Below are 19644 nucleotides of genomic sequence, written 5' to 3'. Positions count from 1 at the left end.
CATCAACAAGATGATGGGCGAGCGCGAGAAGAAGGCCGCCCCCACCATGGGCAGCCTGTCCAAGAGCCAGGTCGGCCAGACCCGTCAGGACAAGGAGGTGGCGCCGCGCGCCGCTCCCACCGGCCGGGTCGAGTCCGGCAGCGAGAGCGTCGGCGGCATGGCCCAGTTCGGCGGCGCGCCGGTGTCGGCACCGTCCAGTCCATCGTCGACCTCCTCTTCCACCGGCCACAGCGCTCCGGCCGCGGCTCCGCGCCCCTCGGCGCCGGCGGCGGTTTCCGGTCCGGTCACATCCAGTGCAGCATCTCAGAGTGCTCAGCGTCCGCCGGCCGGCGCGTCCGAAGGACCTGCTCCGCAGGCGGCTCCGCGCGGGGCGGTGTCGGCGACCACCCCGGATGGCAAGCCGGTTCCGGTGGCGGTCGACGGCGGCACGTCGGTGTGGCAGTCGAACGCCGCGCGCGCCGGTGTCGCCGGGCTGCTTGCGGTGACGCTGGGCGGAGTCGGCTTTGCCTGGTGGCGCAGCGGGCGGGGCGTCGATCCGCTCAGCCGGGCGCCAGCCGGCGACGACCGGCCGCGCGAGTCGCGAGTCGAGCCGAGCTTCGGCAGCCCGCGCCGCCGGGAAGAACTGACCATCGAGCCGCGGCTGACGGCGGAGGCACGGCGGCGCTGAGCACCGCCCTCCCTCACATCATCATCGGACAGCCGCCACCGCCACAGCCGCCGGGTGCGCAGGCGGGGGCCGGTGCCGGCTGGGACTTGGCCACGCGCGGGGCCATGATGGCCTTGGCGACCTCCGTGCCGCCGCAGGACGGGCAGGGTATGCCGGCGGCCTTCTTGGCGTCGTAATCGGCCATGTTGTCGAACCACTGGTCGAAATCATGGCCGCAGGCGCAGCGCAGGGCGTAGACGATCATCGCAAAGCCTCGAAAAGCGGAATCTCGACCGCTTTTTAGCCAAGCGCTCGGCACCCCGCCAGGATCTGCATCAATCGCCGGGCTTCAACGCGACTCCGTGACGCCGACGCGGGCGCACATCGACAAGAGCGGGCAGGTGGAGCAGCGCGGCCGGTCGCCGGAGCAGATCCATTTGCCGAAGGGGACCAGCCGCTCGTTGATCTCTACCCAATAGCGCTTGGGGAGCACGGCCAGCAGCGCCGCCATCGTCTTTTCCGGCGTGCGCGCCGACACATAGCCCCAACGGTTGGTGATGCGGTGGACATGGATGTCGACCGCCAGCGCCGGGATGTCGAAACCGACCGCCAGCGTCAGCGCCGCGATCTTCGGCCCGACCCCGTGGAAGCGCATCAGCGCGTCGGGCGTGTCCGGCACTTCGCCGCCATGCTCCTCGACGATGCGACGGGAGAGGTCGCGGATGTCGCGCGCCTTGGGTTCCGGGAAGGTGGCACCGTGCAGAAGCTCCACCAGCCGCTCCTCCGGCAGGGCGGCCATGGCGGCCGGAGTGTCTGCGACGGCGAACAGCCGTTCGGCGACCGTCAGACTCGTTTCGTCCCGCGTGCGGGCGGAAATCAGGCTGGCGACCAGCTGCTGGAAAGGGGTTGCATAGCCGCGGTCGCGCAGGTCGAACATCGCCGCCTTGGGATAGGGGGCGACCGCGATCCGCAGGCGGCGGAAGGCTTCGTCGATATCGAAGGCCTGGGAGGTCGCGGACTGCAAACTCACGGGGAGACCACCTCCGGGGAACGGGCTGCAACGGCACCCCGTTCGACAACCGGCAAGTCCCCGCAATTGTTCCTCTAGAGCGCCTTGATCTGCATCTTGATCGGTCCGTCCGCCCGGCCATGGACGAACTGGTCGACATAGGCGTTGCCCGAATTGTCGATGTCGCGGGCGTGGCCGGTCCAGATGATGCGGCCCTGATAGATCATGGCGACGCGGTCGGCGATCTTGCGGGCCGACGCCATGTCGTGGGTGATGGTGACCGCGGTGGCGCCGAGGTCCTTCACGCACTGCACGATCAACTCGTTGATGACGTCGGCCATGATCGGGTCGAGGCCGGTCGTCGGCTCGTCGAAGAAGATGATTTCCGGTTCATCGGCGATGGCGCGGGCAAGGCCGACGCGCTTCTGCATGCCGCCCGACAGTTCGGCGGGCGACAGTTCCGCCACGTCGGGGGTGAGGCCGACGGCGCCCAGCTTGGCGACGGCGATCTCCTTGGCCTGGGCACGCGGCATATGGGCGCCCTGGATCAGGCCGAAGGCGACGTTTTCCCAGACCGGCAGGCTGTCGAACAGGGCGGCGCCCTGGAACAGCATGCCGAACTTGTGCAGCATCTTCTCCCGCTCGCGCGAGCGCAGGCGGGTCGTCTCGACGCCATCGACCTGGATCGAGCCGGAATCCGGCGTCAGCAGGCCGAGGATGCTCTTCAGCATCACCGACTTGCCGGTTCCCGATCCGCCGATGACCACCAGCGACTCGCCCTTAGACACCTCCAGGTCGATGCCGTTCAGGACCTTCTTCGGGCCGAAATGCTTGGTGACGCCCTTGAGCGCGATCTTCGGGACAGTGGTCATGGGCCCGGTCCTCCTAAAATGGCGCTCACTTCGTCGAGAAGAAGATGCCGGTGATGAGGTAGTTCCACACCAGGATCATGATGGAGGCCGACACCACCGCGTTGGTGGTCGCAGCACCCACGCCCTGGGCGCCGCCCTTGGAGTGGTAACCGTGGTAGCAGCCCATCAGCGCGATCAGGAAGCCGAAGATCGCCGCCTTCACCAGGCCGGAGATGACGTCCAGCGTTCCAGGAATTCCCAGGTGCGGTTGATGTAGCTGGCGGCGTTGAAGTCCAGCCGGTAGACGCCCACCAGGAAGCCGCCGAACACGCCGATGATGTCGGCCACCACCACCAGCAGCGGCACCATGGTCAGGCCGGCGATCAGCCGCGGGGCCACCAGATACTTGTACGGATTGGGTCGACAGGGTCGACAGGGCCGTCGATCTGTTCGGTGACCCGCATGGTGCCGATCTCCGCCGCCATGGCGGCGCCGATGCGGCCGGCGACCATCAGGCCGGCCAGAACCGGCCCGAGCTCGCGCGTGATCGACAGCACCACCACCGTGGCGATGGCGCCCTCGGCCTGGAAGCGGGAGAAGCCGCTGTAGCTCTGCAGGGCCAGCACCATGCCGGTGAACAGCGCTGTCAGCCCGACCACCGGCAGCGAATAATAGCCGATGTCGATCATCTGCCGCAGGATCTGCCGCGGATAGAGCGGCGGGCGCACGCAGTGCGACAGGGCGGACCCGGTGAACAGGGCAAGGCGTCCGGTCGCTTCCAGGAAGATCAGGAAGGCCCGGCCGGTGGCGGCGAGGAAACCCATCAGTCGGCCCGCATCCTTGGTTTGAGACTCATTTGGGCGCTGCGGTCATAGCACCGATGGACCCCGCGGTCATCCTTGGACTTTGCAATGGAGGGGCGAGTTGGTTGTCGCGCGGAGAGTGGATACGGGATCACCCGCCGAAATAAACCCGGTGATAGCGCCGGCCGAGCGAGGTCAGGATCTCGTAGCCGATGGTGCCGCCCTCCGCCGCGACCTGATCGACCGGGCGGTTCGGCCCGATCAGCTCGACCATGCGGCCGGCTTGGGCCACCGACTCCGGCAGGCCGGTGACGTCGATGGTGATGAGATCCATGGAGATGCGGCCGACGATGGGGGCGGCGACGCCGTCGACGAAGATGTGCCCCTTGCCGCCGAGAGAGCGCAGATAGCCGTCGGCATAGCCGACGCCGATGGTCGCGATCCGCGCCGGGCCGGTGACCTTGTGGGCCGCACCATAGCCGACCGTCATCGGCACCGCGCAGTTGCGGACCTGCAGCAGACGGGCGTCCAGACGCACGGTGCCCAGCATCGGATTGGGCAGATGCGGAGTCGGGTTGACGCCGTAGAGCGCGCAGCCCGGCCGGGCGAGGTCGAAATGATGGTCCGTGCCGTGGAAGATACCGGACGAATTGGCGAAGCTCGCCTTGGCCTTCGGCAGCCGGGCCAGCGCCGCGCGGAAGCGGCCGAGCTGCTCCCCGGTCATCGGGCTGTCGAACTCGTCGGCGCAGGCGAGATGGGTCATCCAATAGCGGACGTCGATGCCCGCCAGCCGATCCGGCTCCGCCGCAAGGGTATCCAGCTCGTCGGGGCCGAGGCCCAGGCGGTTCATGCCGGTGTCGATGTGGATCACCGCCGGCAGAGCCTCCCCCCGCGACTGGGCGAAGGCCTGCCACGCCGCGATCTCCCCCAGATGGTTCAGAACCGGCAGGATGCGGTTGGCGATGAATTCCCCCTCGCACCCCATCGGCAGGCCGCCCAGCGAAAACACCTGTGCTTCCGGAGCGACCGGCTCCAGCGCGCGGCGGACGGCCAGCGCCTCCTCGAACTGGGCGACGACGAAAGTGCGGCAGCCGGCGGCGGCCAGTGCCGGCACGACGCGCGCCACCCCCAGCCCATAGGCATCGGCCTTGACCACGGCGGAGCATTCCGCCGGGGCGACGCGGTCGCGCAGTTGCATCCAGTTGGCGACGACGGCGCCGAGATCCACGGTGAGGATGGCGCCGGCGCGCGGGTTCAGGTCGCTCGTCACTTTGGTCACTCGTCGCTTTGGTGGTGCTGGTCGAGGTCGCCGAACTTGGTGAACTGGCCGTCGAAGTAGAGACGGACGGTGCCGATCGGACCGTGACGCTGCTTGGCGATGATCACCTCGGCGGTGTTGTGCACCTCGCCCAGGCGCTGCTGCCAGCGCTGGTAACGGTCGTTGAACTTGTCGTCGCTCTCGTCGGGCCGGCGCGAGGGCTCGGCGCGCTCAAGATAATACTGTTCGCGGAAGACGAACATCACCACGTCGGCGTCCTGCTCGATCGAGCCCGATTCGCGAAGGTCGGCCAACTGCGGACGCTTGTCCTCGCGAAGCTCCACCGCGCGGCTCAGCTGCGACAGTGCCACCACCGGCACGTCCAGTTCCTTGGCGATGGCCTTCAGGCCGCGGGTGATCTCCGAGATTTCCTGCACCCGGTTCTCCGACCCGCGCGACGACGAGCCGCGCAGCAGCTGGAGGTAATCGACCACCACCATGCTCAGGCCCGACGTGCGCTTCAGCCGGCGGCAGCGCGTGCGCACCGCGGCGACCGACAGGGCCGGCGTGTCGTCGACATAGAAGGGGCAGCGCGCCAGATCCTGGCTGGCCTGGACGAATTTCGGGAAGTCGGTGTCGCGGATTTCGCCGCGGCGGATCTTGTCGCCGGGCACCTGCACCTCGTCGGCGAGGATACGGGTGGCCAGCTGTTCCGCCGACATTTCCAGCGAGAAGAAGCCGACCACGCCGCCTTCCTGGCCGGAGGAGCGCATGTGCGCCTTGGCGGCGTTGAAGGCGATGTTGGTGGCGAGCGCCGTCTTGCCCATCGACGGGCGGCCGGCGAGGATGATCAGATCCGACGGATGCAGGCCGCCCAGCTTGCGGTCGATGTCGATCAGGCCGGTGGTGACGCCGGTGACGTGGCTGGAGCGGCGGAAGGCCGCCTCCGCGGTCGTGATGGCGTGCTTGACCGACTCGCCGAAGGCGACGAAGCCACCCTGCACGTCGCCGGTCGAGGCGAGGTCGAACAGCTGCTTCTCCGCCTCGCCGATCTGGTCCAGCGCGGTGATGTCGAGGTCGTGGCGATACGCCTCGTTCACCATGTCGGTGCCGACCTCGATCAGCTGCCGGCGGATGAACAGGTCGTGGATGGTCTTGCCGTAATCGCCGGCGTTGACCACGGTGACGACGTTGGCCGCCAGCTCCGCCAGATAGGCGCTGCCGCCTTCCACCGCCAGTTCGGGATCGTTGTCGAACAGGGATTTCAGGGTGACCGGGTTCGCGATCTGGCCGCGGTCGATCATCTTGGTGATGGCGGCGAAGATGCGCTGGTGGGCCGGGTCGTAGAAATGCTCCGGCCGCAGGAACTCGCCGACCTTCTCATAGGCCTTGTTGTTGACCAGGATCGCGCCCAGCAGCGCCTGCTCCGCCTCCTCGTTGTTTGGGGGCGTGCGGTACTCGGCCGTCGGCTTGACCGCGGCGGAGGGGCGGGGATCGAACAGCGATGAGGTCTGGTTGCTCATGAAGGACACAATAGCAGAAACAGAACGGGAACGCTCTGCGAAGGGTGGGGAACCCTCCACAAAAGCTGTGCACAGAAGTTATCCACAAGCTGGGAAGTCTGGGGATAACCGCGGGAAGGGCTGATGCCGGCTCAGAGCTTCTTCGGCTGGGGCCGGATGGGCGGGGGCGGGCGCCACCTCCAACGCCTCGAACACCGCATCGACGTGGTCGGCGACGCTGTAGAGGGCGGCGCGGTCGATGCGGGCGAAGCCCTGGGCGACCATGTGGTCGATCAGGCCGAGCAGGGGGCGCCAGTAGCCGTCGACGTCGGCGATGACGATCGGCTTGTCGTGCAGTTGAAGCTGCTTCCAGGTCAGGATCTCGAAGGCTTCGTCCAGCGTGCCGAGTCCGCCCGGCAGGACGATGAAGGCGTCGGAGCGCTCCACCATCATGCGCTTGCGGGTGTGCATGCTGTCGACGACATGCAGCTCGGTCAGGCCGGTATGCTCGATCTCCGCCGACTGGATGTGTTCGGGGATGATGCCGACCACTTCGCCCCCGGCGGCGATCGCGGCGTCGGCGGCGATCCCCATCAGCCCGACCCGGCCGCCGCCATACACCATGCGGATGCCGCGGCGGGCCAGCCCGTCGCCCAACGCATGGGCGGCTTCCTTGTAGACATCGGCGACGCGGCTGGATGCACCGCAATAGACGCAGACGGACGACAGGCTCTTCATCGCGGGTCAACCTTTCTCGCCACCACCGCCCACCCGGGGCGTGGCGTAAACAATCCGGTGAAAGCCATGGAATATCGGGAGAGGGCGGCGCGTCAACTGCGGCACAAGCACCGTTAAACCAGGGCATTACCGGGAGGGACCACATGAGCAACCGCGTCGTCAATGTCCTTGCGGCGGCATCCGTCGCCGGTCTGATGTTCGCGCTGTTCGGCATGTCGGCGGGCAACGCCGGCGCCGCCGATCCGGCCGAGCAGGTGAAGGACCGGCAGCAGACGATGAAGAAGCTCGGCGGCGGGATGGGCGCCGTCGGCAAGTATGTGAAGAACGAGGGCGCCACCCTGGAGGATGCGGCCAAGGGAGCGGAGGCCGTGCTGGCGGTCTCGAAGGTCGACCCGAAGGCGATCTTCCCCGAAGGCACCGCGGTGGGGTGACCGACAGCGCCGCCAAGCCGGAGCTGTGGAAGAACTGGGCGGAGGCGCAGCGCTACTGGAGCGGACTGCAGCCGGTGGCCGAGAGGCTGGACGCCGCGGTGAAGAGCGGCGACCGCACCCAGATCGCCCAGGCGCTGGGCGCGACCTCCAAGGCCTGCGGAAGCTGCCACGAGGATTTCCGCGTCAAGAAGAACTGACCGATGCAGCGCGTCCCGACAGCCGCTGCGATTCTGGTGCCGCTCGCCGTCGCGGGCGGCGGTGCGCTGGCCGCGGACGGGGCGTCAGTGGGTGACGCGGCCGCCGGCGATTCGGTGACCCGCGGCGCCTACATCTTCCATGCCGCGGGCTGCCTCGGCTGCCACAGCAACGAGAAGGCGGGCGGGGCGCCGCTGGCCGGCGGGCGGGCGTTGGCGACCCCCTTCGGCACCTTCCACACCCCCAACATCACGCCGGATCCGGAGACCGGCATCGGCCGCTGGAGCGATGCCGACTTCATCCGCGCCTTCCGCGAGGGCGTGCGGCCCGATGGCGCCGCACTGTTCCCCGCCTTTCCCTATGCCAGCTACACGCGGATGACCGACCGCGACCTGCTGGACCTGAAGGCCTATCTGTTCAGCCAGCCGGCGGTGGCGGCTCCGAACAAGCCGCACGACCTGACGCCGCCCTTCTCCTGGCGCTTCCTTCTGCCGGTCTGGCAGTGGATGTATCTGACCCCCGGCCCGGTGCCCGACGATCCGGCAAAGCCGCCCGCCTGGAACCGCGGGCGCTATCTGGTCGATGCGCTCGGCCATTGCGGCGAATGCCACAGCCCGCGCACCCTGATGGGCGGCATGGACGCCGACCGCTATCTGGCCGGCAACCCGGACGGCCCTGACGGCGACAAGGTGCCGGGGATCACCGGCGCCGAGAGCAAGGGGATCGGCGACTGGTCCGACGGCGACCTGACCCTGCTGCTGGAGACCGGATTGACTCCGGAAGGCGACGTCGTCGGCGGCGCGATGGGCGAGGTGGTGCGCAACAGCACCTCCAAACTGACGGCAGACGACCGCGCCGCCATCGCCGCCTATCTGAGGACGGTGCCGGCGAAGGACTGACTCCCCCCGAGTCTCGGCCGAATCGTGATCTTATGGAGCAATCGATGCCGATTGGCCGATGGAAATGCTCCAACGGCGCCATTCTTTTGGCACCTGTCCTTCTGCTATAGTTGCCCATCCTGCCGTGGTGGCGGGCCGCCGGATGGGTGCTCAGTGAAACGAAACGCGTTGTTCGCAGCTTTGGGCGTGGCTCTGACGGGTGGGGCGGCGGCGGTCGCCCTGTGGCCGGCCGGAACCCCTGTGCAGGCACCAATTTCGACGGCGTCGGCTCCCGCTGCTCCCGCTGCTCCTGCCACCGCCTCGCCGGCGACGACCCGGCCGGCGGCACCCGCGGATGCTGCGGCGGCACCGGCTCCCGCAGCATCCGCAGCACCCGCAGTGCCCAGCTTCGACGTGGTGCGGGTGGCGCCCGATGGGGCGACGGTGATGGCCGGCCGCGCGGCGCCGGGATCGCAGGTGACGGTCACCGACGGCGGCACGCCGGTCGCCACCGCCAAGGCCGACCAGCGCGGCGAATGGGTTATGCTGCCCGACAAGCCGCTGGCCCCCGGCACGCGCGAATTGAACCTGACGGAGGCCCGTCCCGGGTCCGACACGCCGGTGCCCGCCGACAAGGTGGTCGTGGTGATGGTGCCCGACCCGGCGGCCGAGCCTGCCGATCAGGCCGCCCCAACCCAGGCTTCTAAGACCGATTCGGCGTCACAGGTCACGGCGGTGGCCGTGGCGGTTCCGCGCGACGGGCTGGCCGGCGCGCCGGCATCCATGGGCGGCAGCTCGGTTCTGCAGGCTCCCCCGGTTCCCGCCAACGGGGCGCCGCCGCCGCCGGGCGGCGTGTCGGTGGAGACGATGGACTATGATCCTGCCGGCCGCGTGGCGCTGGGCGGGCGGGCGGCGCCCAACAGCGCGGTGCAGCTCTATCTCGACAACATCCTGGTCGGCCGCGCCCACAGCGATCCCAAGGGCGGCTGGCGCCTGATCCCCGAGAAACTGATCGATCCCGGCGTCTACACCCTGCGCGCCGATCAGATCACCCAGTCCGGCAAGGTGGTGGCGCGGGCCGAACTGCCGGTCCAGGTCTCCGCCATGCCCGCCGGGGCCACGGACGGGCGCAGCATCGTCGTCCAGCCCGGCAACAGCCTGTGGCGGCTGGCCCGCCGCACCTATGGCGACGGCATGCTCTACACCACCATCTACACCGCCAACCGCGAGCAGATCCGCGACCCGGACCTGATCTATCCCGGCCAGATCTTCTCGCTGCCGCAGGTGAACTGATCTGTGAACTGATTGGCGAACCGACCGGGGACCGCCGGTTCAGTCCGGCGGCAGGCGGCCGATGGCGGCCCAGCCCAGCGGGGTCAGGCGCAGCATTTCCGGACCCTCGCCGGCCGGATTGGTTTCCAGCGCCACCAGTTCGCGATTCTCGAACCAGGCCCAGCGCGCCACCTCGGCCGTGGTGCCGGGCCAGCCGTCGGCAAGCCGCTTCAGCACCTCCAGGTCGGCCGACGCGATGGGAAAGCGCGGCTTGGGCACGATCGCCTTCCTGGCGGTCGCGGGTGCCTCCGCCCCTTTCGCCGGCAGAGGCGGGGCGTCGGCCCCGGCATGGGCGCGGATCCAGTCGGTCTGATAGCTGCGGAGCGCCTGTTCCAGCTCGCTCCGCGCGGCGTCCACCGGGCAGCGCAGATAGGCGTCCAGCAGGGCGTGCAGCGTGTTCTTTGCGTCGCTCATGGTCCGAATATCCCTAAAGGGCAGCTTGGCCGGGAAGTCACCCCGCCGCGGCAGCGTCAAAGCCAGCCCGTCCGCCGGAAGCGGATGTACAGGCCGGCGCAGACGGCGGCGATCACGGCGAGCACCGCCGGGTAGCCGTACCGCCAGTGAAGCTCCGGCATATGCTCGAAGTTCATGCCGTACAGGCCGGCGATGGCCGTCGGCACGGCGAGGATGGCGGCCCAGGCGGCCAGCTTGCGCGTCACGTCGTTCTGCCGCGCGGCGGCCAGGATCATACTGGTTTCGAACGCGAAGGACAGCACCTCGCGCAGCGACCCGATCTGTTCGTTGACGCGGATCACATGGTCCTGCACGTCGCGGTAATAGGGGCGGATCGCCGGGTCGATCATCGGCAGGTCGAAGCGATCCAGCCGCGAACAGACCTCCAGCAGGGGCGAGGCGTTGCGGCGCAGCCGCTCCAGGTCGCGCCGCAGCTGGTGGATGCGCTCGATCTCCGCCGTGCCGGGCGGGCGGGCGATCAGCTGGGCGTCCAGCTCCTCCACCATCGCCGCCATCTGGTCGAGGACGGGAGCATAGCAGTCCACCACATAGTCCATCACGGTGTAGACGACGAAGTCCTCCCCATGCTTCAGCAGATGCGGTGCGCTTTCGGCCCGCGCGCGCACCGGCGAATAGCTGCTCGATGCGCCGTGGCGCACGGTTACGACATAGCCGCGCCCGGCGAAGACATGGGTCTCCCCCAGCACCAGTTCTCCCTGTTCCAGCCGGGCGGTGCGCAGGACCATGAACAGGCTGTCGCCATAGACCTCCACCTTCGGGCGCTGGTGGGCGTGCAGGGCGTCCTCCACCGCCAGCTCGTGCAGGCCGAACTGGCGCTTCACCTCCATCAGCAGCGCCTCGTCCGGTTCCCACAGGCCGATCCAGACGAAATGGCCGTCCTTCGCGGCCCAGGATCCCGCCTCCGCGACCGGCACGTCGGCGATGCGCCGGCCGTCGCAATAGGCGGCGCTGGCCATGACGGGGTTGTGGGTGGGAACGGGCGAGGGCGGCAAGGTCATGGTTCGGAAAACCGGACTGCGGGCGGCGGAGTGGCGGCACTCTAAAGAGGTTCTCCGGCAGCGTCGACGACTCCGATGGCGCCGGGCCGGGCGGACCGGGCGTCCCGCGCGTTGTCACTGCCAAGGACCAGTTTCGGATCGGGAAGGGGAAGCACGATGTTCCAATCGGCAGCGCGCGGGATGTATCTGCTGGCGGCGGTGACGCTCAGCCTGTTCTCCCTGCTGTTCATCGGCCTGTCCGCCCTGACCGTCGCGGAGGGGATGGTGGCGCTGGACAGCCACGCGCTGACCTCGGCGATGCTGGAAGGGGTCGGGATGATCGTGCTGGCCATCGCCGTCTTCGAGATCGCCAAATACCTCTACGAGGAGGAGATCGTCCGCGAACGCGAACTGCGCCGAGCCGACGAGGCCCGCCGCACCCTGACCAAGTTCCTGACCACCATCATCATCGCCGCCAGCCTGGAGGGCCTCGTCCTGGTGTTCGAGGCGCGCACCAGCGAGATCTCCGCCATCGTCTATCCGGTGATGCTGCTGGGGGTGGTCACGCTGCTGGTGGTCGGGCTGGGCGCCTTCCAATGGCTGGCGCGCAAGGCGGAAAGCATCCATGTCGATCCCGCCGTGTCCGAAGCCGACGAGGCGGAGGCCAGCAAGGGACGGGAAGGAAAGGACGGCGCAGGGGCATAGTCCGACAAGACGGGGCAGGTGGCCGCAGCGTCCGCCTTTTGCCATCATTGACCCGGCCATGCCGCCTGCGCCAAGCTTGCCGGCATCCAAGGTGGTAGAGGGAGACGGGGCATGCCCCCCAACACGGGCAACTACACGGCCGTCTACGGGTTCCCGGAGTCGGCGGACGCGGCGCGCCGGCTGGCCCAGGCGCTGGACATTCCCTGCCACATCGCCGAGCTGCACCGCTTTCCCGATGGCGAGAGCCTCGTCCGCCTGCCCGAACCGGTCGAGCGCGCCATCGTCTACCGCTCGCTCGACCGTCCGAACGACAAGCTGGTGGAACTGACGCTCGCCTCCTCCGTGCTGCGGCGCCAGGGGGCGACCGACCTCTGCCTGGTGGCGCCCTACATGGCCTACATGCGCCAGGACGCCGTCTTCAGGCCGGGCGAGCCGGTCAGCCAGGCGGTGGTCGGGGAGTGGCTCGGCCGCTGCTTCGACCGGTTCGTCTGCGTCGAGCCGCACCTGCACCGCACCCACACGCTGGACGAGGTGTTCGTCGGCCGCCCCTCCATCGCGCTGAGCGGGGCCGCGCCGATCGCCGACCATCTGCGCGCCGCCGGCGTGGCGCCCGGCACGGTGATCGTCGGCCCCGACGAGGAGTCCGCCCCGCTGGTGGAGGCGGTGGCCGGTCCGCTCGGCCTGACCGGGGTGGTCGGGCGCAAGGAACGGCGCGGCGACCGCGACGTCACGGTGGCGCTGCCGCCCGATGCGCCGATCCATGGCCGCCCGGTGGTGATCGTCGACGACGTCATCAGCTCCGGCGAGACGATCTTCTCCTGTGCGCGGGCGGCGCGGGTATTGGGGGCCGACACGGTGCGGGTGTACGGCGTCCATGCCCTGTTCAACGACACCGTCGCCGGACGCTTCGCGGCGGAAGGGCTCGGCCGCCCGCTGTCCTGCGATGGCGTGCCGCACCCGTCCAACGCTTTGTCCCTCAGCGGCCTGATCGCAGAAGCCGTTAAGTCATTTGTGGACAAATAATCTCTCCCGGAATGCGGCCTCTCTAGACGTTCCGGTGTTGCAAAGATGCCCGGTGGGAATAGAGCTGCGACCATTATGCGCAGCCCTTTGCCGATCCTTCGGTCTGTAAGGAGCCGCCCTGGGTTGCTATTTGCGATAATTGTAATATAAATGTCGCCAATTTAGTCGCGGCTATGCGCTGATCGTGCATGAGCAGCATCAATGGCGTGGATGGGCGAGATGGCGGCTGTTGGGCGGGTTCCGGGTGCGGATGCGGGCTTCTTCGGGCTTGAGGCGGAGGAACGAGGCCTGCTGGCGAGCATGGGCCGGCTGATCGACCGTAGCCTGCCGGACCTGTCCGAGCGCTTCTACGCCCACCTGTCGCGCTGGCCGGAGACCCGGACGCTGCTGGACGCCCACGGCGACCTGCCCCGGCTGAAGCGGCAGCAGGCCGATCACTGGCGCCTGATGTTCCAGGAGGCCGGTTCGCCGGCGCACGAGGCCCGCTGCCGGGCGGCCGGGGAGGCGCATCTGCGCATCGGGCTGGAACCGTCCTGGTACATCGGCGCCTATGGCGTTGTGTTGAGCGACCTGCTGGCCCTGGTGCAGGGCGCGCTTCGCTGGCGCCCGGCCACGGCGCGGCGGGCGGTGGCGGCGGTTGCCCGCGCGGTGTCGTTCGACATGGACCGGACCCTGGCGGGCTATGGCCTGTCGGCTGCCGGTACCGCCGGTGGTGCCGAAAGCGGGCGGTCGCCGGGCGGCTTCGCCGCGACCTTGATGGACCGCACCATCGATGTGGCGATGGCCATCAACGACGCGGCGGTCGCCAACGCCCAGATGGTCGGGCAACTGCGCGCGGTCGACCACGAATCCCAGGGCATCGCCGCCGCGACCGAGGAGACGGTGACCGGCATCCAGGAGATCTGGGCACGCAGCCGCGACGTCGCGGCGCTCGCCGGACAGGCGCGGTCGGTGACCGCCGACGGCGGCCACACCGTTCAGCAGGCGGTCGCCCGCATGGAACAGATCGCCACGGCGGTCGAAGGGGCGGCGACGCGGGTGGGCGAGTTGTCGGTCGCCTCCGAACGCATCGCGGAGATCGTCTCGACCATCGAGGCGATCGCCAAGCAGACCAACCTTCTCGCCCTGAACGCGACCATCGAGGCGGCGCGGGCGGGGGAGGCCGGCAAGGGCTTCGCCGTGGTGGCGAGCGAAGTGAAGAACCTGTCCAACCAGACCGCCCGCGCGACGGAGGACATCCGCCTGCGCATCGACGCGCTGAAGGCGGAAATGGGCGCCATCGTCGCGTCGATGGAGGACGGCACCCGCGCCGTCGCCGCCGGCCAGCAGGCGATCCGCGAGGTCAGTGAACGCATGGCCGACATCGGCGACCATATCGGCCGCACCGAACAGCGCATGTCCGACATCGCCAGCATCCTGACCCAGCAGTCCGCCGCCGCCAATCAGGTGGCCTCCGGAACCGCGCGCATCGCCGAAAGCAGCGCGTCCAACAGCGCCGCCATCCTGCGCAGCGTCCAGGCGACGCGCGGCGTGGAGACCCTGCTGGGCACCCAGCTGACCCAGCTGATGGAGCAGGACATCCCCGGCAAGATCGTGAAGATCGCCAAGGTCGACCACGTCATCTGGAAGAAGCGGCTGGCCGACATGCTGGTCGGGCTGGAGACACTGCGTCCGGAGGAATTGGCGAGCCACGAGGCCTGCCGACTGGGCAAATGGTATTACGGCCCGTCCTCGATGGCCTATCGCGCCCATTCCGCCTTCGTCCGGCTGGAGGCCCCGCACCGGAAGGTTCACGACCACGGCAAGGCGGCCGCCCGCGCCTTCGTGGCCGGCGACATCGACCATGCGCTTGCCGAGGTGGCGGAGGTCGAGCGTGCGTCCAAGGACGTCATCGACCTGCTCGACACGCTCGACAAGGCCGGGCTGGAGAACGGCCCGACTCCGGCCGCCGCGGTCGGCTTCTGAAGGCGGCTTCCGACCGGCCGGTAACACTAACGATCGGGGCAGGATCTGGTGTAGGCTGGCCGACATAGGCGGGGCGAGCAAGGGCGGCCCGGCAAGGATGCACGAGGGCGGGCCGTTGAGCGGGGAGGTGTGATGTCGAAGGTGACGGACGTCGTGCTTCGGATGTCCCGGAAGCTGACGGAAGACATCGCCGCCCTGGGCCGGCTGCGCGCCGCGGGAAAGCCGAAGACCTTTCCGCGCTTCCGCGAAATCCGCGCGGCCTATCTGGACATCCAGGGGCTGATCTTTTCGATTCAGGAAAGGCTGGAGGCTGCCGGGAAGGAGCTGCCGCCGAATTTCCCGCAATGGGTTCTCCGGCAGAAGCTGAGCGCCATCGCCATCTTCACCGACATCAGCCATTCCTTCGTCAGCGATCCGCCGCTGGCGCTGACGTCCTCGCTGGGCGCCTTCGACGTGCTGGTGGCGGAGCAGAAGGCCTTCAACGAAACCCTGCACACCTTCGACACGATGCTGATGGAAGCGGGCATCGACGACAAGACCGCCGACGAACTCGATGCGACCCGCAGCAAGATCGAGCAGATCCTGGGCATGATCGAAACGCTGCTGCTGACCAGTCCCAAGATCCTAGAGGAGTTCTGATGGCGGAACCGGCAGCCGATCCCGCAGTCGATCAACTTGCGGACCGCCCGCCGGCCTCCCGCCCGGAACCCTCCTTCCGTCGCTTCCTGCGCAATCTGCCATTGCCGGCCATCATGCCCGTTCTGGCTTTGATTGCCGGTTGCGGCCTGTCCGTGCTGGCGATGCTCCAATCCGACCGCCTGCTGACCCGCGAGGAGGAGCACCGCTTCGCCACGCGGGCCGAGGAGATTCATGGCCAGCTGGCCGACCGGCTGCAGGTTTACCAGCAGGTCGCCCGCAGTGGCGCGTCGCTGGTGATGACCTTCCCCGACCTGCATTGGACGCAGTGGAACCGCTTCGTCGAGGCGCTGGACATGCCGCGGCGCTATCCCGGCATCATTTCCGTCGCCTATGCCCGCGCCGTGCCTGCCACCCGTTCCGGCGAACTGGTGGCGGCGATGCGGGCGGCCGGCCTGACGGATTTCCGCATCTGGCCCGAGAGTGCGGGGGCGGAGCGTGTGGTCAACATCTTCACCGCCCCGGTCGACGAGGCGAATGTGCGGGCGATCGGCTTCGACATGATGTCGGAAGCGACGCGGCGCTCCACCATCGAGCGGGCGCGCGACAGCGGCGAGCCGGCCGCCACCCGCGCGATCACGCTGAAGATCGACGAGGCGGCGGGGGCGAAGCCTGCCTTCATCCTTTATCAGGCGACCTATCGCGGCGATCCGTTGCCGCCGTCGCTGGAAGCGCGGCAGGCCTCATTCACCGGCGTGGTGCTGGTCCCGGTGCGGATCGGTCCGCTGGTGGACGGGCTGGTCGACGAAAAGCAGCCGGACACCGGCATCGAGATCTACGACGTGCCGCCGGCTCAGGCGGAATTCCCGCTCTACCGCAGCCGGCGTCCGCTGGAAACCACGCCCGCCATCAGCGTGATGCGGGAACTGCAGGTCGGCGGCCGGGTCTGGACCGTGCGCTACGACAGCCTGCCCGACGGGGTTCTGACCGCCCATGAATGGGTGCCGGGGGCGCTGCTTGCCGGCGGGATCGCGCTGAGCATCGCGCTGTCGCTGATTCTGCGCATGATGCTGGCGACCCATTCCCGTGCGGTCGAACTGGCGGGGGAGATGACGGCCTCGCTCCGCCTGCAGGAGGCGGAACGGCAGCAATTGTTCACCCAAGCGCCGCTGGGGATCGCGCTGGTCGGCACGAACGGCCTCCTGACCGACTGCAACCCGGCCTTCGCCGCGGCCGCGGGGCTGGTGCGGGAGGAACTGCTGGGAACCGACCTGCGGCTGCGCTTCGGCGACCAGGCCTCCGTCTTCGCGCTGGAGGCGGCGCTGCAGGGGGAAAGCGGCAAGCTGGAATCCGACCAGCCGCTGGTGCTGGGCGGGCGGCGCAGCCATTTCAGCCTGCATTTCCAGCCCGTCATCCTGTCGGAAGAGCTGAAATTCGTCCTGGCCTTCGCCGAGGACATCGGCGAGAAGCGCCGGGCGGAGCAGCACATCCAGTATCTGGCGCATTTCGACGCGCTGACCGGCCTGCCCAACCGCGTCCTGCTGTTCGACCGCATCGCCCAGGCCCTGCGCGAGGCGCGGCGCGAGGGCAGCAAGGTGGCAGTGCTGTTCATCGACCTCGACCGCTTCAAGGTGATCAACGACAGCCTGGGCCACAGCTTCGGCGACGAGGTGCTGCGGTCGGTGGCCCGGCGGCTGCAGTCGGGATTGCGCGAATCCGACACGGTCGGGCGGTTGGGCGGCGACGAGTTCCTGATCGTGCTGCGCCGCGTGACCGAACCGGAGGATGCGGCGCGCGTGGCGGAAAAGGTGGTGGCGCATCTTGCCAGCCCCTTCACCGTCGGCGGCCAGAATTTCGTGGTGACGCCCAGCATCGGCATCAGCCTGTATCCCGACGACGCCGACGACCCGGAAGGGCTGATCCGCTGCGCCGACATCGCCATGTATCACGCCAAGGAGCAGGGTCGGAACGGCTTCCGCTTCGTCACCAAGGAGATGGGCGCCAGATCGCGCGAGCGCATGGATTTGGAAGGAAGCCTGCGCGACGCCATCCGCGAGGGGCAGCTGTTCCTGGTCTATCAGCCGCAGGTCGATACCCTGACCGGCCGCATCGTCGGGCTGGAGGCGCTGATCCGCTGGCGCCACCCTGAGGAGGGGCTGATCCTGCCCGGCCGCTTCCTGCCGGTGGCGGAGGAGACCGGGCTTGTGCTGGCGATGGGCGACTGGGTGCTGTTCGAGGCCTGCGCCCAGATCCGGCGCTGGCGCTCGCGCCTCGACCTGTCGATCCCGGTGGCGGTCAACGTTTCCGGCGCCCAGTTCCGCGACGGCCAACTGCCGGCCAAGGTGGCCCGTGCGCTGGACGCCAACGGCCTGAGCGGGCCGGAGCTGGAGGTCGAGGTGACCGAAAGCACCCTGATCGACGACGTGGAATCGGCGGCGGCGACGCTGGGGGCGTTGAAGCAGCGCGGCGTTCTGATCGCGCTGGACGATTTCGGCACCGGCTATTCCAGCCTCAGCTATTTGCACCGTTTGCCGATCGACAAGCTGAAGATCGACCGCTCCTTCATCCACGACCTGTCGACCGGCGCCAGCGACGCCTCCGTCCCCCGCGCCATCGTCGGGCTGGGCCGCAGCCTGGGCCTGTCGGTCATCGCCGAGGGGGTGGAGACGCAGGAGCAGTTGCAGCTTCTGCGCGACTTGGCCTGCGAAAGCTACCAGGGCTTCCTGTTCAGCCGCCCCGTCCCGGCCGAAGAGGTGGAACGGCTGCTGGCCAGGCAGGGTGCGAACGTAGCAGTGCCGGCGGGATGAGGGGTGACCGGAGCCTTATTTGACTTTATATTTATTCACATGATGCTCGCTGTCACTGCTATCAAAGATGGCATTATCCTTGTGTGCCGCAGTAAGATTGGCTTGATACATTTTGCATTCCTTGAATGTGGCATTGGAAAGGTTTGAATTGCTCATCTTCGCTTTATTTAGATTGACTGCCATGAATTTCGCGCATTGGGCTTGCATTCTATAAAGTTTGGCGCCTTCCCAATTTCCTCTGGTGATGACGGCATCAGACAGATCGATATCGTGAAGCTTTGCTTCCTGTGCGTTGCAATCCTTGAGGGAGGCATGGTTCATACGAACCATTTCGAGTATATTCGATGCGAAGTCGAATCCGCTTATTTCAGAATGCGAAAACTTCGTTCCTCGGAATTTGTTCCCCCTTAACTCGTCGGCGAGCAGGGTGCACCCAGTCAGATCGGTATTCAGGAAATTACAGTCTATGATTCGCGCCTTTATGAATTTGCAACGGGCCATGATGCTTTGGCTGAAGTCCACTTCCTGAAGATCAGCGTTATGGAAATTAGCCTGATACAGGTCAGCTCCGATGAAGGAGACATTATGGAGTTTTGCTTTGATAAAATTAACGTACTGCACCTTGCATTCATGAAAGGTGGTGCCGCTGAGATCAGATCCGAAAAAATTGACGAACGAGTAATCTCCGCGGGAAAGGCGAAGCTTCTTAAGGTCGCAATTGGAGAGATCTATAAGAATATTTTTATCGTTCTTGCGATTCCGGCGTCCTATGACCTTAAGTATGAGTGAGACATCCCTTCGGCTCGAATCGTCCTTGGCCGGCGAACGGTCTTCGTCAATGAAGGTGGCACCGGGTTTGTGCTTTATTTTGGAATGCTCCCGCACAAAATCCGCCAAATGTTCGAAGACTGTTCCATGGTCGCGCGGGCTGTCCAGGGCGACGCGTTCCAGCGCGTAGATGGCACCCAGCCGGACTTGTAGTTTTTCGCTTCCCAGTTGTTCGACTGCTTTTGCAAGCCGGTCCGTTATCTTCCCGTCATTGGCAATACGCGCCTGCTCTAATGCTGCGTCGGACGAACGCTTCGCAGCATTCGATGACCGCCATGAAAACAATATTCCGACAAGTCCCAGAATGCCCAATGCTACGGTGAATGCGTCTTTGTTCTTTGCAACATAAGCAACGGCAGCGGTTAGGTCTTCGATCATTCGTTCGGCTTTGCTGTTCTAGGTGCGAGGAAAATTTGTTCAGGAAAAGCTTGACAATCTATTCAGATATTCCTTATTAACAAAATTGCAGCGCCACCCGCAAGCCTCTCGTAGCTCAGCGGTTAGAGCGCACGACGAGCCGTTTTGCGACGGCGGGTCGTGAGGCGCGGGTTCAAGTCCCGCCGGGGGGCGCTGCCTATCCCATCAA

The 19644-nt window shown here is 67.3% G+C and carries 19 protein-coding genes, 1 tRNA gene and 1 pseudogene; 11 read left to right on the top strand and 10 right to left on the bottom strand.

What is annotated here, in order from left to right; all coding sequences use genetic code 11:
- Positions 1–667 (top strand): peptidoglycan-binding protein (locus F1643_RS13925; protein ID WP_194913788.1); only part of this gene is annotated, 667 nt, incomplete at its 5' end.
- A gap of 13 nt (positions 668–680) precedes the next feature.
- On the opposite strand, the gene F1643_RS13920 is transcribed toward F1643_RS13925, so the two are convergent.
- The 7 genes and pseudogenes from F1643_RS13920 to F1643_RS13890 all read right to left on the bottom strand — a co-directional run bounded on the left by F1643_RS13920 (position 681) and on the right by F1643_RS13890 (position 6807).
- Positions 681–911, bottom strand: coding sequence for a DUF1178 family protein (locus tag F1643_RS13920; protein ID WP_194913787.1), 231 nt, complete (start codon positions 909–911; stop codon positions 681–683).
- An 84-nt stretch (positions 912–995) separates the two neighbouring features.
- Positions 996–1676 (bottom strand): endonuclease III, encoded by a 681-nt coding sequence (gene nth / locus F1643_RS13915; protein WP_370540598.1) that lies wholly within the window; start codon positions 1674–1676, stop codon positions 996–998.
- Between the two features lie 74 nt (positions 1677–1750).
- A complete protein-coding gene (locus F1643_RS13910) occupies positions 1751–2527 on the bottom strand; it encodes an ABC transporter ATP-binding protein (protein WP_194913786.1) in 777 nt (258 codons plus the stop codon).
- Between the two features lie 25 nt (positions 2528–2552).
- A pseudogene (locus F1643_RS13905) lies at positions 2553–3330 on the bottom strand (MlaE family ABC transporter permease).
- 130 nt (positions 3331–3460) lie between these two features.
- Entirely contained in the window at positions 3461–4579 is a 1119-nt protein-coding gene (gene alr, locus F1643_RS13900; protein WP_370540597.1) for an alanine racemase, read from the bottom strand.
- 5 nt (positions 4580–4584) lie between these two features.
- Positions 4585–6090 carry a replicative DNA helicase gene (locus F1643_RS13895; protein ID WP_194913784.1) on the bottom strand — a complete coding sequence of 502 codons (1506 nt, stop codon included), beginning with the start codon at positions 6088–6090 and terminating at the stop codon, positions 4585–4587.
- A gap of 78 nt (positions 6091–6168) precedes the next feature.
- Entirely contained in the window at positions 6169–6807 is a 639-nt protein-coding gene (locus F1643_RS13890) for a TIGR00730 family Rossman fold protein (protein ID WP_194913783.1), read from the bottom strand.
- 143 nt (positions 6808–6950) lie between these two features.
- On the opposite strand from F1643_RS13890, the gene F1643_RS13885 reads away from it, so the two are divergent.
- The 4 genes from F1643_RS13885 to F1643_RS13870 all read left to right on the top strand — a co-directional run bounded on the left by F1643_RS13885 (position 6951) and on the right by F1643_RS13870 (position 9604).
- On the top strand, positions 6951–7238 hold the full coding sequence (locus F1643_RS13885) for a cytochrome c (RefSeq protein WP_194913782.1): 288 nt from the start codon (positions 6951–6953) through the stop codon (positions 7236–7238).
- Positions 7235–7435 (top strand): cytochrome c, encoded by a 201-nt coding sequence (locus F1643_RS13880; protein ID WP_194913780.1) that lies wholly within the window; start codon positions 7235–7237, stop codon positions 7433–7435. Before F1643_RS13885 ends, F1643_RS13880 begins: the two co-directional genes overlap by 4 nt.
- 3 nt (positions 7436–7438) lie before the next feature.
- Entirely contained in the window at positions 7439–8332 is an 894-nt protein-coding gene (locus tag F1643_RS13875) for a cytochrome c (protein WP_194913777.1), read from the top strand.
- Positions 8333–8710: 378 nt separating this feature from the next.
- Complete coding sequence (locus F1643_RS13870; protein ID WP_370540596.1) at positions 8711–9604, top strand: LysM peptidoglycan-binding domain-containing protein; 894 nt, start codon at positions 8711–8713, stop codon at positions 9602–9604.
- 39 nt (positions 9605–9643) lie between these two features.
- Here the strand turns inward: F1643_RS13870 and F1643_RS13865 are convergent, their stop codons facing one another.
- Positions 9644–10057: a hypothetical protein gene (locus F1643_RS13865; RefSeq protein ID WP_194913773.1), complete on the bottom strand. Its 414-nt coding sequence runs from the start codon at positions 10055–10057 to the stop codon at positions 9644–9646.
- Between the two features lie 56 nt (positions 10058–10113).
- Positions 10114–11115, bottom strand: a complete 1002-nt coding sequence (gene corA, locus F1643_RS13860) for a magnesium/cobalt transporter CorA (RefSeq protein WP_194913771.1) — start codon at positions 11113–11115, stop codon at positions 10114–10116.
- A gap of 156 nt (positions 11116–11271) precedes the next feature.
- Between corA and F1643_RS13855 the strand changes: the two genes are divergently transcribed.
- The 5 genes from F1643_RS13855 to F1643_RS13835 all read left to right on the top strand — a co-directional run bounded on the left by F1643_RS13855 (position 11272) and on the right by F1643_RS13835 (position 18230).
- Positions 11272–11799, top strand: a complete 528-nt coding sequence (locus tag F1643_RS13855) for a hypothetical protein (protein WP_194913770.1) — start codon at positions 11272–11274, stop codon at positions 11797–11799.
- A gap of 111 nt (positions 11800–11910) precedes the next feature.
- On the top strand, positions 11911–12822 hold the full coding sequence (prs, locus tag F1643_RS13850; RefSeq protein WP_194913769.1) for a ribose-phosphate diphosphokinase: 912 nt from the start codon (positions 11911–11913) through the stop codon (positions 12820–12822).
- 201 nt (positions 12823–13023) lie between these two features.
- Positions 13024–14787 (top strand): methyl-accepting chemotaxis protein, encoded by a 1764-nt coding sequence (locus F1643_RS13845; protein ID WP_255542778.1) that lies wholly within the window; start codon positions 13024–13026, stop codon positions 14785–14787.
- Positions 14788–14919: 132 nt separating this feature from the next.
- The gene (locus F1643_RS13840) at positions 14920–15426 is read left to right on the top strand and encodes a hypothetical protein (RefSeq protein WP_149222605.1); all 507 of its coding nucleotides are present in this window, start codon (positions 14920–14922) and stop codon (positions 15424–15426) included.
- Positions 15426–18230: an EAL domain-containing protein gene (locus tag F1643_RS13835; protein WP_194913768.1), complete on the top strand. Its 2805-nt coding sequence runs from the start codon at positions 15426–15428 to the stop codon at positions 18228–18230. The genes F1643_RS13840 and F1643_RS13835 overlap by 1 nt, the downstream gene beginning before the upstream one ends.
- Positions 18231–18245: 15 nt before the next feature.
- Here F1643_RS13835 and F1643_RS13830 read toward each other — a convergent pair whose 3' ends face one another.
- Positions 18246–19436, bottom strand: a complete 1191-nt coding sequence (locus F1643_RS13830) for a pentapeptide repeat-containing protein (RefSeq protein ID WP_194913766.1) — start codon at positions 19434–19436, stop codon at positions 18246–18248.
- Positions 19437–19539: 103 nt separating this feature from the next.
- Between F1643_RS13830 and F1643_RS13825 the strand changes: the two genes are divergently transcribed.
- A tRNA-OTHER gene (locus tag F1643_RS13825) sits at positions 19540–19628 on the top strand.
- Positions 19629–19644 lie beyond the last annotated feature (16 nt).

The sequence above is a fragment of the Azospirillum sp. INR13 genome (assembly GCF_015390205.1).
Taxonomy (GTDB): domain Bacteria; phylum Pseudomonadota; class Alphaproteobacteria; order Azospirillales; family Azospirillaceae; genus Azospirillum.
This window is presented reverse-complemented; position numbering and strand designations above follow the sequence as displayed.